This is a genomic window from Achromobacter aloeverae (genome assembly GCF_004121055.1).
In the GTDB taxonomy this organism is placed as follows: Bacteria; Pseudomonadota; Gammaproteobacteria; order Burkholderiales; family Burkholderiaceae_B; genus Bordetella_C; species Bordetella_C aloeverae.
In genome coordinates, this window is record NZ_PYAL01000007.1 from 40,815 (window position 1) to 55,552 (window position 14,738).

Sequence of the window (14,738 nt, forward strand, 5' to 3'; positions counted from 1 at the left end):
GCGATTCTCCACCGGCATCCCGAGAGAGCTTCGATGAACACCTCCCCCTCCCCCCCTTCCGACCCGCTCGACCTGCTCGCGATCAACACCTTGCGCACCCTGGCGATGGATGCCGTGCAGAAGGCCAACTCCGGCCACCCCGGCACCCCCATGGCCCTCGCGCCGGTGGCCTACACACTGTGGAGCCGCTACCTGCGCTACGATCCCGCCCATCCCGACTGGCCCAATCGCGACCGCTTCGTGCTGTCGGCCGGGCACGCGTCCATGCTGCTGTACGGCCTGCTGCACCTGGCTGGCGTGGTGGAGCTGGATCGCCACGACCAGCCCACCGGTCAGCCGGCCGTCAGCCTGGACGACATCAAGCAGTTCCGCCAGCTCGACTCCAAGACCCCCGGCCACCCGGAATACGGCCTGACCACCGGCGTCGAGACCACCACCGGGCCGCTGGGACAAGGCTGCGCCAACAGCGTCGGCATGGCGCTGGCACAGCGCCATCTCGCCAGCCGGTACAACCGCGACGGCCACACGCTGTTCGACTACAACGTCTACGTCATCTGCGGCGACGGCGACATGATGGAAGGCGTATCCGGCGAAGCCGCGTCCCTGGCGGGACACCAGAAGCTGGGCAATCTCTGCTGGATCTACGACAACAACACGATCACCATCGAAGGCCACACCGAGCTGGCCTTCTCGGAAAACGTCGCCGCGCGCTTCGCCGCCTACGGCTGGAACACCGTGCACGTGCCGGACGCCAACGATACCGAAGCATTCGCGCGCGCCATCGAACACTTCCAGGCCACCAACGACCGCCCCACCCTGATCGTGGTCGACAGCGTCATCGGCTACGGCGCGCCCAACAAGCACAACACGGCGGCCGCGCATGGCGAGGCCCTGGGCGAGGACGAGGTACGCCTGGCCAAGCGGGCGTACGGCTGGCCCGAGGACGCCAAGTTCCGGGTGCCGGACGAGGTGCGCCACCGCCTGCGCGACGCCATGGACCGGCGCACAGGCGGCGCCTGGCAGCAGTGGCAGGACAAACTGGACGCGCTGGACCCGGCGCTGGCCGGCGCGCTGCGCGCCCAACAGGAGGGCACCCTGCCCGCGGACTGGGACAAGGATATCCCCGCCTTCCCCGCCGATGCCAAGGGGAAGGCAACGCGCGACACCGGCGGCCAGGTGCTCAATGCCTGCGCCCGGCACATCCCCTGGCTGCTGGGCGGGGCCGCCGACCTGGCACCCTCCACCAAGACCCTGCTGACCTTCGAGGGCGCGGGCAGCCTGCAACCCGGCACGCCGGGCGGCCGCAACATGCACTTCGGGGTGCGCGAACACGCCATGGGCGCCATCGCCAACGGCATGGCGCTGTGCGGCCTGCGCCCCTACACCGCCACATTCCTCATCTTCAGCGACTACATGAAACCGCCGATGCGGCTGGCCGCGCTGATGGAACTGCCGGCGATCTTCGTCTTCACCCACGATTCCATCGGCCTGGGCGAGGACGGGCCGACCCATCAGCCGGTCGAACAGATGTCCCAGCTGCGGGGAATACCCAGCATGCGCGTGCTGCGGCCCTGCGACGCCAACGAGGTCGCCGAGGCCTGGCGGATCGCCTTGCGGCAGACGCATCGCCCGACGGCCCTGGTGCTGTCGCGCCAGCCGCTGCCCACGCTGGACCGCGAGAAATACGCCCCGGCCAGCGGCGCGGCGCGCGGCGCCTACGTGCTGGCCGACTGCGCTCCCCAGGCACCCGCCGTCATCCTGATGGCCACGGGCAGCGAAGTCGCGCTATGCCTGCAAGCCTATGAACAATTGACCAGCGAAGGCATTGCCGCCCGGGTGGTCTCCATGCCTTGCTGGGACCTGTTCGAGGAACAGGACGCCGCCTATCGCGACAGCGTACTGCCGCCGTCGGTGGCCGGACGAGTGGCCGTGGAGCAGGCCGGCCCGCTGGGCTGGGACCGCTATATCGGCGCAACTGGCGATAAGATCGTGATGAACAGTTTCGGCGCCTCGGCGCCATTCGCGAAATTACAAGCCAAATTCGGCTTCACAATAGAAAATGTGGTTCGCGCGGCGCGCGACCAGGCCAAGAAGCACGGGAGTATTCAATGAGCAAGGACAGCAACAACAAACTGCGCCAACTGGCCGAGGCCGGCCAGGCCATCTGGCTCGATTTCCTCAGCCGGGACTTCATCGCGAACGGCGGCCTGGCCAAGCTGGTGGCCGAGGACGGCCTGACCGGCGTGACGTCCAACCCCTCCATTTTCGAGAAGGCCATCGGCCACGGCAATGCCTACGATGGCGCGATGAACGACTTCCTGGCCAAGGCGGACGCCGATGCCGGCACGGTCTACGAGCACCTGGCGGTCCAGGATATCCAGGCCGCCGCCGACGTCCTGCGGCCGGTCTACGACCGCCTGGCTGGCCAGGACGGCTACGTCAGCCTGGAAGTCTCGCCCTACCTGGCCTATGACACGGACGGCACGCTGGCCGAGGCGCGCCGCCTGTGGCGGGCAGTCGATCGCCCCAACCTGATGATCAAGGTGCCCGGCACGCGGGAAGGCGTGCCCGCCATCCGCCAGCTCATCGCCGAAGGCATCAACGTCAACGTGACCTTGCTGTTCTCGCGCGACGCCTACGCGCAGGTGGCCAACGCCTATATCGAAGGCCTGGAGCAGCGCATCAAGGCGGGCGGCGATGTCAGCCGCATGGCCAGCGTCGCGAGCTTCTTCGTCAGCCGCATCGACACGCGCATCGACAAGGCCATTTCCGACCGCCTGGCCGCCGGCGACGCCGAGTCCGCCGCGCTGAAGGCCTTGCAGGGCAAGGTGGCGATCGCGAATGCCAAGCTGGCCTACCAGGACTACGAGCAGTTGATCACCAGCCAGCGATGGAAAACGCTGGCCGAGCGCGGCGCGCGGCCGCAGCGCCTGCTGTGGGCATCGACCGGCACCAAGAATCCAGCCTATCCGGCCACGCTGTACGTGGACACGCTGATCGGGCGGGACACCGTCAACACCATGCCCTCGGCCACCATGGACGCCTTCCGCCATGGCGGCGACGTGTCCGCGTCGCTGACGCAGGACGTGACGGGCGCGCAGCACGTCCTCGACGAGGCGCAACGCCTGGGCCTGCGCCTGGACCAGGTCACGGCCGACCTGGTGGACGATGGCGCGCGACAGTTTTCCGACGCTTTCGACGCCCTGCTGGGCTCGGTGGCGAACAAGCGCAACGCCTTCCTGGGCGATCGCCTGAACGGCGTGGCCTATCACCTGCCCGAAGCACTGGAAGAAGCCGCCGGCAAGGCCCTGGAACGCGCGCGCGCGGAGGGCTGGTCGCGCCGCCTGTGGCAGGGCGATGCGACGATGTGGACAGGCGGCCCCGAAAGCAAATGGGTGGGCTGGCTGGCCGCCGGCCAAGGGCGCCAGGCCGATCCGGCCGCCATCGCCGACCTGGCGCGGGCGGTGCAGGCCGACGGCTACACCCATGCCGTGCTATTGGGCATGGGAGGTTCGAGCCTGGGACCCGAGGTGCTGGCGCAAACGCTGGGCGTCGCCGGCAAGGGCTTGAAGCTGCATGCGCTGGACTCCACCAACCCCGATGAAATCGGCGCGGTCGAGCAGTCCATCGATATCTCGCGCACGCTGTTCATCGTCGCCAGCAAGTCCGGTTCGACCCTGGAGCCGGAAATCCTCAACGCCTATTTCCACGCCGCCACCGTCAAGGCGGTGGGCGCGGGCGATGCCGGCCGCCATTTCGTCGCCGTCACCGACCCCGGATCCAAGCTGGAGGCCGCCGCCAAGGCAGCCGGCTATCGCGCCATCTTCCTGGGCGATCCCGCGATCGGCGGACGCTATTCCGTGCTGTCGGTGTTCGGCCTGGTGCCCCTGGGCGTGCTGGGCCACGATGTCGCGGCCTTCATGCAGGCGACCCAGCCCATGGTGCGCGCCTGCGGCCCGTCGGCGCCGCCGTCCGCCAACCCGGGCGTGCGCCTGGGCGCCATCCTGGGCGCGGCCGCGACGTCCGGCCGCGACAAGCTCACCGTGTTCGCATCCCCGTCGCTGGCCAGCGTGGGATCGTGGCTGGAACAACTGGTGGCGGAATCGACCGGCAAGCACGGCAAAGGCATCGTGCCGGTGGACCTGGAGCCCGTGGGCAAGCCCGGCGACTATGGCCAGGACCGCATCTTCGCCTATCTCTACCGCGAGGGCGACGATCGCCAGCTGGATGCGCCCATACAGGCGCTGGCCGACGCCGGCCATCCCGTGGTGCGCATCACGCTGCCGCGCGCCGAGGCCATCGGCCAGGAATTTTTCCGCTGGGAAGTGGCCACCGCCGTGGCCGGCGCCGTGATCGGCATCGACCCCTTCGACCAACCCGACGTCGAGGCCAGCAAGGTCAAGACCCGCGCCCTCACCGACGCCTATGAAAAGACCGGCGAGCTCGCGCCCGAAACCGCCCTGCTGACCGATGGCGACCTGTCGCTGTACGGCGACGCCGCGCTGCGCGCCGACGGCACGCTGGAAGGCGCCCTGGGCGCGCACCTGGCGCGCCTGCGCGCCGGCGACTATGCCGCGGTGCTCGCCTATATCGCCCGCAACGCGACGCACGAGCAGGCCGTGACAGCGTTGCGCACGCTGATCCGCGACCAGCGCCGCGTCGCCACGGTGGGCGGCTTCGGTCCGCGCTTCCTGCATTCCACCGGCCAGGCCTACAAGGGCGGCCCCAACAGCGGCGTCTTCCTGCAGATCACCGCCGATCCCGCCCACGACCTGCCCATCCCGGACCGCAAGATCAGCTTCGGCACCGTGCAGGCGGCGCAGGCCATCGGCGACTTGCAGGTGCTGGCCGAACGCGGCCGCCGCTACCTGCGCGTGCATATCGCCGGCGGCCGCGTCGAGGCGGGCCTAGCGCGCCTGGTGGAGGCCGCCACGCGCGCCCTGCGGCCACGCTGATCCCGGATACCCCGGCACCGCGCGGCGTATGCCCTTTCCGGCGCACGCTGCCCCCACCGTCCAGACAGGAGAATGGCAATGCAACTCGGACTGATAGGACTAGGCCGCATGGGCGCGAATATCGCGCGCCGCCTGATGCGCGACAAACACGACGTGGTGGTCTACAACCGCAGCCTGGACAAGGTCAAGGCCCTGCAGGACGAAGGCGCCATCGGCGTGGACAGCGTGGAGAAACTGGTGGCGCAGCTGGCCAAGCCGCGCGCGATCTGGGTCATGCTGCCGGCAGGCAACGTGACCGAGCACATGATCGATACGCTGGCCGGCCTGCTCGAACCCGGCGATATCATCATCGACGGCGGCAACACCATGTACAAGGACGACATGCGCCGCGCCAAGGCCTTGAAGGCGCGCCAGCTGGAGTACGTCGACGTCGGCACGTCCGGCGGCATCTGGGGCCTGGAGCGCGGCTACTGCATGATGATAGGCGGCGAGGACAAGGTGGTGCGCCATCTGGATCCCCTGTTCTCCTGCCTGGCGCCGGGGCTGGGCAATATCGAGCGCACGCCCGGCCGCGACGGCCGCGACGATCGCCCCGAGCGCGGCTACATCCATGCCGGCCCCGCGGGCGCCGGCCACTTCGTCAAGATGGTGCACAACGGCATCGAGTATGGACTGATGCAGGCCTACGCCGAAGGCTTCGACATCCTCAAGACCAAGAATTCCGACCAGTTGCCCGAAGACCAGCGCCTGGACATCAACGTCGCCGACGTCGCCGAGGTCTGGCGGCGCGGCAGCGTGGTGTCGTCCTGGCTGCTGGACCTGACCGCGATTGCCCTGGCCAAGGATGCCAAGCTCAACGGCTTTTCCGGCGAGGTCGCCGACAGCGGCGAAGGCCGCTGGACCGTGGACGCGGCGGTGGAGCAGGCCGTGCCGGCGCCCGTGCTGGCGACGTCCCTGTTCGCGCGCTTCCGCTCGCGCCAGGACGCGACGTTCGCCGACAAGGTCCTGTCCGCCATGCGCTTCGGCTTCGGCGGCCATGTGGAGGAAAAGAAATAATGGCAGCAAGGAAACCCAAGCCCTCGCGTACCGAGAAAGCGCCGCCCGTCGCGCTGTTCCTGTTCGGCGCGCACGGCGATCTCGTCAAGCGCCTGCTGGTGCCTTCGCTCTACAACCTGACCCGCGACGGTCTGCTGGGCGACGCGCTGCGCGTGATCGGCGTCGATCACAACACGGTCAGCGACGAGGACTACCGCAACCGCCTGGCCGACTTCATGCGAGAAAATCGCCCCAAGGCCAAGGAAGGCGGCCACGACGGCGACGGCTTCGACCAGCAGCTCTGGGACGGCCTGGCGCCCCGCATTTCCTACCTGGAAGGCGATTTCCTCGACGAGGGCACGTATCGGCAGATCGCCGAGCGCATCAAGGCGTCCGGCACCGCCAACGCGATTTTCTACCTGGCCACGGCGCCGCGCTTCTTCTGCGACGTGGTGCAGCGCCTGGCCCATGCCGGCCTGCTGGAGGAAGGCGAAGACCAGTTCCGGCGCGTGATCATCGAAAAGCCGTTCGGTTCCGACCTGCGGACGGCGCAGGAGCTGAACGCCCGCATCCTGTCGGTGATGGACGAAAAGCAGATCTACCGCATCGACCATTACCTGGGCAAGGAAACGGTGCAGAACATCCTTGTCAGCCGCTTCGCCAACGGCTTGTTCGAGGCGTTCTGGAACAATCACTACGTCGACCACGTGCAGATCACGGCGGCGGAAACGGTGGGCGTGGAGACTCGCGGCAATTTCTACGAGATCACCGGCGCGCTGCGCGACATGGTGCCCAATCACCTGTTCCAGCTGCTGGCCATGGTGGCGATGGAGCCGCCCGCCGCGTTCGACGCCGACTCCGTGCGCAGCGAGAAAGCCAAGGTGATCGCCGCCATCCGTCCACAGGAAGTCGACGAGGCCCTGCGCAACTCCGTGCGCGGCCAGTACACCGCCAGCGAGGTCGACGGCAAGCACCTGAACGGCTATCGCGAGGAAAACCGCGTGGCCCCGGACAGCACCACCGAGACCTACGTCGCGCTCAAGCTCTGGGTGGACAACTGGCGCTGGGCCGGCGTGCCTTTCTACCTGCGCACCGGCAAGCGCATGGGCGTACGCAGCACGCAGATCGCCATCTGCTTCAAGCCGGCGCCGATGTCGCCTTTCCGCGATACCCAGGTCGAGGAACTGCGTCCCAACTACCTCATCATCCAGATCCAGCCGGACGAAGGGATGTGGTTCGACTTCCAGGCCAAGCGCCCCGGCACGTCTCTGACGCTGGACAACGTGGGGCTGGGCTTCGCCTACGCCGACTTCTTCACCATGCGGCCGTCCACCGGCTACGAAACCCTGTTGTACGACTGCATGACGGGGGACCAGACGCTCTTCCAGCGGGCCGACAATATCGAGAACGGGTGGCGCGCGGTGCATCCCTTCCAGGAAGCCTTCCGCGATTATCCCCACGTCGAACCCTATGCCGCCGGCAGCGGCGGGCCCAAGGCCGCCGACGACCTGCTGGCGCGGGACGGACGCTCATGGCACAGCCTGAAATAGACGACGGCGGGCCGCGCCCCAGCCAGGACAGCGGCGCCACCGCGCGGGTGCGCGTGCGGGCCGGCGTGGCGTCCGAGAAGCCGGTGAACGCGTCCGGTATCGCCCTGCTGGTATCCGACGTGGACGGCACCCTGCTGCGCATGGACAAGAGCCTGGCGCCCGCCACGATAGCGGCGGTGGACCGCCTGCGCGCGGCGGGCGTGCGCTTCACCCTGGTCAGCGCGCGGCCGCCGCGCGGCATGCTGCCGCTGATCCAGGCCTTGAACATCAAGGTGCCCACGGCCGCCTTCAACGGCGGCGCCATCGTCGGCGCACGCGGCGAAGTGCTGGAATCGACGAGGCTGACCAGGCGCGACGCCCGCATCACGCTGGACCTGCTGCTGCGCGAACCGGTGGAAACCTGGGTCTTCGCCGACGACCAGTGGCTGTTGCGCGACCCGGCCGGCGAATATGTGCCGCTGGAAAGAATGACCCTGGGCTACGACGGCGTGGTGGTCGAGGACTTTTCGCCCTGGGAGGACCGGATCGACAAGATCGTCGCGGCCAGCGCCGACCCGGCCTTGCTGGCGCGCCTGGAGCAGGCGCTGAACGCCCTTATCGCGCCCCATGCGCTGGCGCTGCGTTCGCAGGCCTACTATCTGGACATTACCCATGCGCGCGCCAACAAGGGCGATGCCCTGTCGGCCCTGGCGCGCCAGGTCGGCGTCCCGTTGACAGCCACCGCCGCCATCGGCGATGGCGACAATGACGTTCCCATGTTCAAGCGCGCCGGCCTGTCCATCGCCATGGGCCACGCCAATTCCGAGGTACGCGCGCAGGCGCGCCGCGTCACGGCATCCAACGAGCAGGACGGGCTGGCCCAGGCCATCGACCGGATCATCCTGGCCGGCGCCGGAGCCGGGGCCGGCCAGGCGCCCAGCCGCGGTTGACGCGCGCCTCGCCCCCCTCAATCCGACAGCGCGCGCATTTCCTTGATCAGGTCCGCCTTGCCCTCGAAGCCGATGCCCGGCAGGTCGGGCATGGTGATGTAGCTGTTCTCCACCTTCACGCCGTCGGGGAAACCGCCATAGGGCTGGAACAGGTCCGGATAGGATTCGTTGCCGCCCAGGCCCAGGCCCGCGGCGATGTTCAATGACATCTGGTGGCCGCCATGCGGAATGCAGCGGCTGGGCGACCAGCCATGCTGATGCAGCATGTCCAGTGTGCGCAAATACTCCACCAGGCCATAGCTCAAGGCGCAGTCGAATTGCAGCCAGTCGCGGTCCGGCCGCATGCCGCCGTAGCGCACCAGGTTGCGCGCGTCCTGCATGGAGAACAGGTTCTCGCCGGTGGCCATGGGCTTGTCGTAGTAATTGCGCAGCGTGGCCTGCAATTCGAAGTCCAGCGGATCGCCGGCCTCCTCGTACCAGAACAGGTCGTACTGCGACAGGGCCTTGGCATAGGCGATCGCGGTATCCAGGTCGAAGCGGCCGTTGGCGTCCACGCACAGGCGCTGGCCGTCCTGCAGCACGCTCAGGATGGAATCGATGCGGCGCAGGTCCTCGTCCAGCGAGGCGCCGCCGATTTTCTTCTTCACCACCGTGTAGCCGCGGTCCAGGTAGCTGCGCATCTCGTCCTTCAGCTTCTCGTGGTCCTGTCCGGGGTAGTAGTAGCCGCCGGCGGCATAGACGAAGACCTTGCGGTTGGGCGTGCCCGTGCCGTAGCGCTCGGCCAGCAGCTGGAACAGCGGCTTGTTGGCGATCTTGGCAACGGCATCCCAGATCGCCATGTCCATGGTGCCGATGGCCACCGAGCGCTCGCCGTGTCCGCCCGGCTTTTCATTGATGAACATCGTCCGCCAGATCTTGTGCGGATCCAGGTTCTCGCCGCTGTCGTCGACCAAGGTATCGGGCTTGGCTTCCAGGATGCGCGGAATGAAGCGCTCGCGCATCAGCATGCCCTGCCCGTAGCGGCCGTTCGAATTGAAACCGTAGCCCACCACCGGCTTGCCGTCGCGGATGACGTCGGTGATGACGGCCACCAGGCTCAAGGTCATCTTGCTGAAGTCGATGTAGGCATTGCGGATGGGCGAACTGATGGGAACGGTCTTTTCCCGGATTTCTACGATTCTCATGAAGTCTCCTGCGATATCGCCATTGAACGAACGCCGCCGCGCCCCACGGTCCGCGAGGGTGCGAACCCCGCGCGGCGCAACGTGCCATGGCGGCTAGAGTAACGAATCGGCGGGAGACGATTTTTCACTTATATGAAAAATATCCTTCACTATCAGTTATAAATAGGCGATGAAAAACGACGCGTCCTCGGAACTGGTCTTCTTCGCCCTGCTGGCGCGCCATGGCAGCCTGTCGGCCGCCGCACGGGCCCTGGACATCACGCCCCCGGCCGCCACCAAGCGGCTGGCGCAGATGGAGCAGCGGCTGGGCGTGCGCCTGGTCAACCGCACGACGCGGCGCATCAGCCTGACCAGCGAGGGCGAAACCTATCTCGAGCACGCGACCCGCATCCTGGCCGACATCCGCGCCATGGAAGACCAGGTGGCGGGCAGCCGCGCCGAGCCGCGCGGCCTGCTGCGGGTGAACGCCACGCTGGGCTTCGGCCGCACCGTGATCGCGCCGCTGGTATCGGACTACGCGCGCCTGCACCCCGACGTCCAGGTCCAGTTGGAGGTCACCGACCGGCCGGTGGACCTGGTCCAGCAAGGCTATGACGTGGCGGTGCGCTTCGGCCAGCCGGCCGACAGCCGGCTGAGCGCGCGCCGGCTGTTGAGCAATCGGCGCTTCCTCTGCGCCTCGCCCGCCTACCTGCGTCGCCATGGCGTGCCGCAGACACCCGCCGCCTTGCAGGAACACCGCTGCATCATCCATCGCCAGAACGACGAAGCCTACGGCGTCTGGCGCTTCACGCGCGATCGCCAGACGGAAGTGGTGAAGGTCGGCGGCGCGCTCGCCAGCAACGACGGCGATATCGTGCTGGGCTGGGCCCTGGACGGCCATGGCATCCTGGTCCGTTCGGAATGGGACCTGGCGAAGTACCTGGAGACGGGGCGGCTGCGGCGCCTGCTGGCAGCCTACACCCTGGAACCGGCGGATCTGTTCGTGTATTACCCCAGCCGGCACCACATGTCGGCGCGGGTGCGCAGCTTCATCGATTTCCTGGCGGCCCGGTTCGAACAGCCCGCGTAACGGCGCAACACGGCGCGGCCTGCCACGGCGCGACTCAGACGGTCAGGCGCGGACGGCCACCGGAGCGGGGCTGGGAGGACAGCAGGTCCTGCTGGCGCGGATCGACCTCCGGCGCGACGATGGCTTCGCGCATCCGGAACTCCAGGACCCATACCCACGGATTGACGGCCCAGGCGCGGGCGCCATAGGTTTCGCACCAGCTGAGGGCGAAGATGGACTTGATCGGCATGCCCGGCAGGAACCCACCACGCGACGTGGCCTGGTTGACACAGCCTTCCGCAGCCACGTCGGCGTCGCTGATGTCCTGCAGGCGTTGCAAGCGCAGGCCGACCAGCAGCGCCAGGGCGAAGGCATTGCCGTCTTCGTCATAAAGGGGAATGGTCTGCCCGGGTTCGCCGTAGGGGCAGACGGCGCGCCGGACTCGACGGCGCGCCGGCCTGCCCGGCACCGTCTCCTCGACCGCCACCCACTTGGCGTTCGGTCCCATCTCGCGCAGCCAGCCCGAGGTGCTTTGCGGCGGCTGCGGTTTCAGGATGCGGCGCGTCTGTACTTTGCGGCCATCCAGGATGGCCGCGATCAGGTCTGCCGCGAATCGTAGAGGTTGCCCTTTCATTGCTCAGCGAAGCTAGAAAATCGGACCGGATGATACCGCAGTGCAGGCATGGGCTCGCCGAAACCGGCTGGAGCGACGGAATTATGCACGTTTTTCAATGCCTTATCTGTATCAAGGCCCGGTTCGTGGCAAATCGACGGGCCTTTCGTGCACCCTAGTCGTCTGTACGTCTCCCTCTTCCTGGTTTTCTTCGGGTTTTCCCTGGAATTTCCCGGGGCTTCCCTCCACTCCTTTATCAGGGATGCTCGGCGCTCCATCGCCCCAGGAAGTCGAGGAAGATCTCGTCGACACGTCCGGCGTTGCCGTCGGAATGGCCGGCGGCATGCGGCGTGGCGATGACATTGGGCATCCGCCACAAGGGCGAGTCGGCCGCCAGGGGCTCGTGCTCGTAGACATCCAGGTAGGCGCCGGCCAGGCGGCCCTCGCCCAGCGCGGCGATCAATTCCGCCTCACGCACCACCTCGCCGCGCGCGACGTTGACCAGGCAGGCGTGCGGCGGCAGGGCAGCCAGCATGGCGCCATCCACCAGGAAGCGCGTGCGTTCGGTCAACGGGCAGGCCAGCACCAGCCAATCGGCGTCGCCCAGGATGGACGCCATGTCCCCGAACGCCACGCATTCCTGCACGCCCTCGACCGGCTGCGCGCTGCTGCGCACCACGGAAATGCGCAGGCCCAGCGCGCGCAGCATCTCGCCCAGGCGCTGCCCGATGACGCCCCAGCCGACGATCACCGCCTTCTGGCCCCTGAGGTCGCGCGGCATGGTCAGCTCGCCGGCCTTGAGCCAGCGGCTTTCGCGCTGGGCCCGCATCATTTCGGGGAAGTTGCGCGCCAGCGCCAGCAGGCCGGCCAGCGCGGTCTGCATGACCGGCTCGGCGTTCGCGCCGGAAGACGGCGTAACTTTTACGCCCCGCGCCATCAACTCCGGAAATATGGGCCGGTCCAGTCCCGCCGAATGCACGTGCACCCATTGCAGCGTGGGCGAGCCTCGCAGCGATTCGTAGAAGGCCTCCAGCGATTCCGTCAGAACGTGTTTGGTGGAACTTCCGGTAACTTCGCGCGAAATGTAGGCGACGTCGGCGTTACCATGGGCATGGCCGCGCGTCGGCTCGGCGATCAACAATTCATGAGGACGTCCTCCCAGCACCTTTTCCACGCGTTCGCGCAGGCGGTTCGCCGTGGCGCGGGAAAGCAGGATGCGTAGCGCTTGCTGGTTGGTCATGCAAAGTCCCCTTGATATGGTGTATTCCCGTTGAAGGCGCCCGGCCCAGCCTCGATGAACACGGCGGCCGCGATAGCGCGCGGACCCGGCAAGGCGCCAGGCGCCGCTTATTATCGCCGGATCTGTTAGCCGCCACCTGAACGACAGGAGCATGACCATGAAAGGACCCCTACTTCTCCGCTGCGGCGCGGCCACGCTGGCGCTCGCCCTGGCCGGACCGGCTGGCGCGCAGATGCTTAACAAGCTGGAGGGCGTGCTGGGCGGCAGCGGGAACGGCGCGAGCGCCGGCAGCGGCGGCGAGTCCGCGCTCGGCGGCCTGGCATCCGGCAATCTGGCGTCGAGCAGCCTGGGCAACGCCACCGGGGTCCTCCAGTACTGCATCAAGAACAACTATCTCAGCGGCAACGGCGTCACGTCGCTGAAGGACAAGTTGAGCAGCCGCATCGCCGGCAGCAGCGGCAAGCCGGTGGAAAAGAACGACGACTACCTGTCCGGCGCGAAGGGACTGCTGAAGACCGGCGACGGCAAGAGCGTGGACCTCAGCGGCGACGGCCTGAAGTCGCAAGTGACCAAGAAGGCGTGCGACGCCGTGCTGGCGCAGGCCAAAGGCTTCCTGTAGAAGCGGCGCGGGCGCCGGGCGCCGCGACCGCGGCGGCCGGGCTCAGCGCCCGCGGGCCAGCTCGCCACCCGCGCCGCGCGGCATGCGCGCGGTCACGGGCACCGATGCCGCCGAGCACAGCCCCAGCACCAGGAAGGCGGGCCAGAAATCCGTCCAGACGATTTGCGGATGCCCCTGGACGTAGTGCGAAACCTGCAGCACGATGCCCGCCACCACCACGCCCAGGCCCAGCGACATCTGCTGGATCACGGACGCCAGGCTGGTCGCCCGACCGACATCCGCGCTTTCGATGTCCGCATACGCCAGCGCATTGAGCGCCGTGAATTGCAGCGACGGAAACACGCCGCCGAACAACACGGTGAACCAGATGGCCAGGCGCGACATGCCGGGATGGAACACGCCGTAGATGGCGATGGCCACGCCCGAGAGGATGGCGTTGACCATGAGCACCGTGCCGAAACCAAAGCGGCGCAACACCGGCTGCGCGACCATCTTCATGAACAGCGCGCCAAACGCCGAAGCACAGGTAATGGTGCCGGCCTCGAAAGGCGTCATGCCCAGCCCTTCCTGCAAGGCCAGCGGCAGCAGGAAAGGAATCGCGCCCAGGCCGACGCGGAACAGGGAACCGCCGATCACGGCCGTGTGAAAGGTGGGAACGCGCAGGAAGCTGAGGTCCAGCACGGGATTGCTGGCCCGCCGCGCATAGAACCAGTACGCCAACAGCAGGACGATGCCCGCCCCCAGCATGATGAGGTTGTCGCGCATGGCCATGATGTCGCTGCCAAGCAGCGACATGGCCAGCATGAACAGCGCGGCGCCCCCGCCTGACAGGACGAAGCCCATCCAGTCCAGTTTCCCCGGGTGCGGCATCCGCGTGTTTTCGATGTGGCGATTGGTGAGCCAGATGCCGAGGATGCCGATAGGCACGTTGATGAAGAACATCAGGCGCCAGTGCAGATAGGTCGTGATGAAGCCGCCCAGCAAGGGGCCCACCACGGGTCCCAGCAGCGACGGGACGGTAAGGTAGTTGACCGCGCGGACGAAATCCGCGCGCGCCACCGAACGGAAGATGATGATGCGCCCCACCGGCACCATCATGGCGCCGCCCACGCCCTGCACGAAGCGCGCCAGCACGAAGGTGAACAGGGACGTCGAGGCCGCGCACAGCAGCGAACCCGCGATGAAAACGCCGATGGCGGCGCGAAAGACCGTGCGCGAGCCGAAGCGGTCGGCCACCCAGCCGCAGATGGGAATGAAGACCCCAAGGCCGACCACGTAGCTCGTGACCGCCAGTTTCAGGGTAATCGGATCCTGCCCCAGGTCGCGCGCCAGTTCTGGCAGGGACGTGACCAGCACCGTGGCGTCGACGTTCTCCATGAAAAGCGCGCAAGCGACGATCAAAGGAACGATGAAGGCACCCAGGGCGAGTGGCATGGCGGACTGGCAGCGGCGGTTAAGGCAGGCCGTGATTATGCACCGCTGCCGGCAATCCCGCATTTTTCAGGGCTTTGTCAACGCTCCGACAGCTATCGTTCAGAGAGTGCCGCCAGGCAAGGGATCGTACG

At 67.5% G+C, this 14,738-nt stretch carries 11 protein-coding genes; 7 read left to right on the forward strand and 4 right to left on the reverse strand.

Annotated elements, in window-relative coordinates; genetic code table 11:
• Nucleotides 1–33 precede the first annotated feature (33 nt).
• From tkt to C7R54_RS21665, 5 genes are all read left to right on the forward strand, one after another.
• On the forward strand, nucleotides 34–2,112 hold the full coding sequence (gene tkt, locus C7R54_RS21645; protein WP_129152518.1) for a transketolase: 2,079 nt from the start codon (nucleotides 34–36) through the stop codon (nucleotides 2,110–2,112).
• Entirely contained in the window at nucleotides 2,109–4,955 is a 2,847-nt protein-coding gene (locus tag C7R54_RS21650; RefSeq protein WP_129152519.1) for a bifunctional transaldolase/phosoglucose isomerase, read from the forward strand. The genes tkt and C7R54_RS21650 overlap by 4 nt, the downstream gene beginning before the upstream one ends.
• Nucleotides 4,956–5,033: 78 nt before the next feature.
• Nucleotides 5,034–6,011 carry a phosphogluconate dehydrogenase (NAD(+)-dependent, decarboxylating) gene (gene gnd / locus C7R54_RS21655; RefSeq protein WP_129152520.1) on the forward strand — a complete coding sequence of 326 codons (978 nt, stop codon included), beginning with the start codon at nucleotides 5,034–5,036 and terminating at the stop codon, nucleotides 6,009–6,011.
• Entirely contained in the window at nucleotides 6,011–7,540 is a 1,530-nt protein-coding gene (zwf, locus tag C7R54_RS21660; protein WP_129152521.1) for a glucose-6-phosphate dehydrogenase, read from the forward strand. The genes gnd and zwf overlap by 1 nt, the downstream gene beginning before the upstream one ends.
• Nucleotides 7,522–8,469 (forward strand): Cof-type HAD-IIB family hydrolase, encoded by a 948-nt coding sequence (locus C7R54_RS21665; protein ID WP_129152522.1) that lies wholly within the window; start codon nucleotides 7,522–7,524, stop codon nucleotides 8,467–8,469. The genes zwf and C7R54_RS21665 overlap by 19 nt, the downstream gene beginning before the upstream one ends.
• Nucleotides 8,470–8,486: 17 nt before the next feature.
• Here the strand turns inward: C7R54_RS21665 and C7R54_RS21670 are convergent, their stop codons facing one another.
• Nucleotides 8,487–9,653, reverse strand: coding sequence for a mandelate racemase/muconate lactonizing enzyme family protein (locus C7R54_RS21670; protein WP_129152523.1), 1,167 nt, complete (start codon nucleotides 9,651–9,653; stop codon nucleotides 8,487–8,489).
• Nucleotides 9,654–9,822: 169 nt separating this feature from the next.
• Here C7R54_RS21670 and C7R54_RS21675 point away from each other — a divergent pair, with 169 nt between their 5' ends.
• A complete protein-coding gene (locus C7R54_RS21675) occupies nucleotides 9,823–10,722 on the forward strand; it encodes a LysR family transcriptional regulator (protein ID WP_129152524.1) in 900 nt (299 codons plus the stop codon).
• 34 nt (nucleotides 10,723–10,756) lie between these two features.
• Here C7R54_RS21675 and C7R54_RS21680 read toward each other — a convergent pair whose 3' ends face one another.
• Both C7R54_RS21680 and C7R54_RS21685 read right to left on the reverse strand, forming a co-directional pair.
• Nucleotides 10,757–11,335 (reverse strand): hypothetical protein, encoded by a 579-nt coding sequence (locus tag C7R54_RS21680; protein ID WP_129152525.1) that lies wholly within the window; start codon nucleotides 11,333–11,335, stop codon nucleotides 10,757–10,759.
• A 235-nt stretch (nucleotides 11,336–11,570) separates the two neighbouring features.
• Complete coding sequence (locus tag C7R54_RS21685) at nucleotides 11,571–12,554, reverse strand: NAD(P)-dependent oxidoreductase (RefSeq protein WP_129152526.1); 984 nt, start codon at nucleotides 12,552–12,554, stop codon at nucleotides 11,571–11,573.
• A gap of 157 nt (nucleotides 12,555–12,711) precedes the next feature.
• Between C7R54_RS21685 and C7R54_RS21690 the strand changes: the two genes are divergently transcribed.
• Nucleotides 12,712–13,173 (forward strand): DUF2501 domain-containing protein, encoded by a 462-nt coding sequence (locus tag C7R54_RS21690; protein WP_158021254.1) that lies wholly within the window; start codon nucleotides 12,712–12,714, stop codon nucleotides 13,171–13,173.
• A gap of 42 nt (nucleotides 13,174–13,215) precedes the next feature.
• Here C7R54_RS21690 and C7R54_RS21695 read toward each other — a convergent pair whose 3' ends face one another.
• Nucleotides 13,216–14,607 carry an MFS transporter gene (locus C7R54_RS21695; protein WP_129152528.1) on the reverse strand — a complete coding sequence of 464 codons (1,392 nt, stop codon included), beginning with the start codon at nucleotides 14,605–14,607 and terminating at the stop codon, nucleotides 13,216–13,218.
• Nucleotides 14,608–14,738: the final 131 nt, after the last annotated feature.

What these genes read in the sequence shown, in the direction of transcription:
- C7R54_RS21650 (WP_129152519.1), top strand. Translation starts at nt 2,109, where the DNA reads ATGAGCAAGGACAGCAACAACAAACTGCGCCAACTGGCCGAGGCCGGC.
- C7R54_RS21670 (WP_129152523.1), bottom strand. Translation starts at nt 9,653, where the DNA reads ATGAGAATCGTAGAAATCCGGGAAAAGACCGTTCCCATCAGTTCGCCC.
- C7R54_RS21690 (WP_158021254.1), top strand. Translation starts at nt 12,712, where the DNA reads ATGAAAGGACCCCTACTTCTCCGCTGCGGCGCGGCCACGCTGGCGCTC.
- gnd (WP_129152520.1), top strand. Translation starts at nt 5,034, where the DNA reads ATGCAACTCGGACTGATAGGACTAGGCCGCATGGGCGCGAATATCGCG.
- tkt (WP_129152518.1), top strand. Translation starts at nt 34, where the DNA reads ATGAACACCTCCCCCTCCCCCCCTTCCGACCCGCTCGACCTGCTCGCG.
- C7R54_RS21680 (WP_129152525.1), bottom strand. Translation starts at nt 11,335, where the DNA reads ATGAAAGGGCAACCTCTACGATTCGCGGCAGACCTGATCGCGGCCATC.
- C7R54_RS21675 (WP_129152524.1), top strand. Translation starts at nt 9,823, where the DNA reads ATGAAAAACGACGCGTCCTCGGAACTGGTCTTCTTCGCCCTGCTGGCG.
- zwf (WP_129152521.1), top strand. Translation starts at nt 6,011, where the DNA reads ATGGCAGCAAGGAAACCCAAGCCCTCGCGTACCGAGAAAGCGCCGCCC.
- C7R54_RS21695 (WP_129152528.1), bottom strand. Translation starts at nt 14,607, where the DNA reads ATGCCACTCGCCCTGGGTGCCTTCATCGTTCCTTTGATCGTCGCTTGC.
- C7R54_RS21685 (WP_129152526.1), bottom strand. Translation starts at nt 12,554, where the DNA reads ATGACCAACCAGCAAGCGCTACGCATCCTGCTTTCCCGCGCCACGGCG.
- C7R54_RS21665 (WP_129152522.1), top strand. Translation starts at nt 7,522, where the DNA reads ATGGCACAGCCTGAAATAGACGACGGCGGGCCGCGCCCCAGCCAGGAC.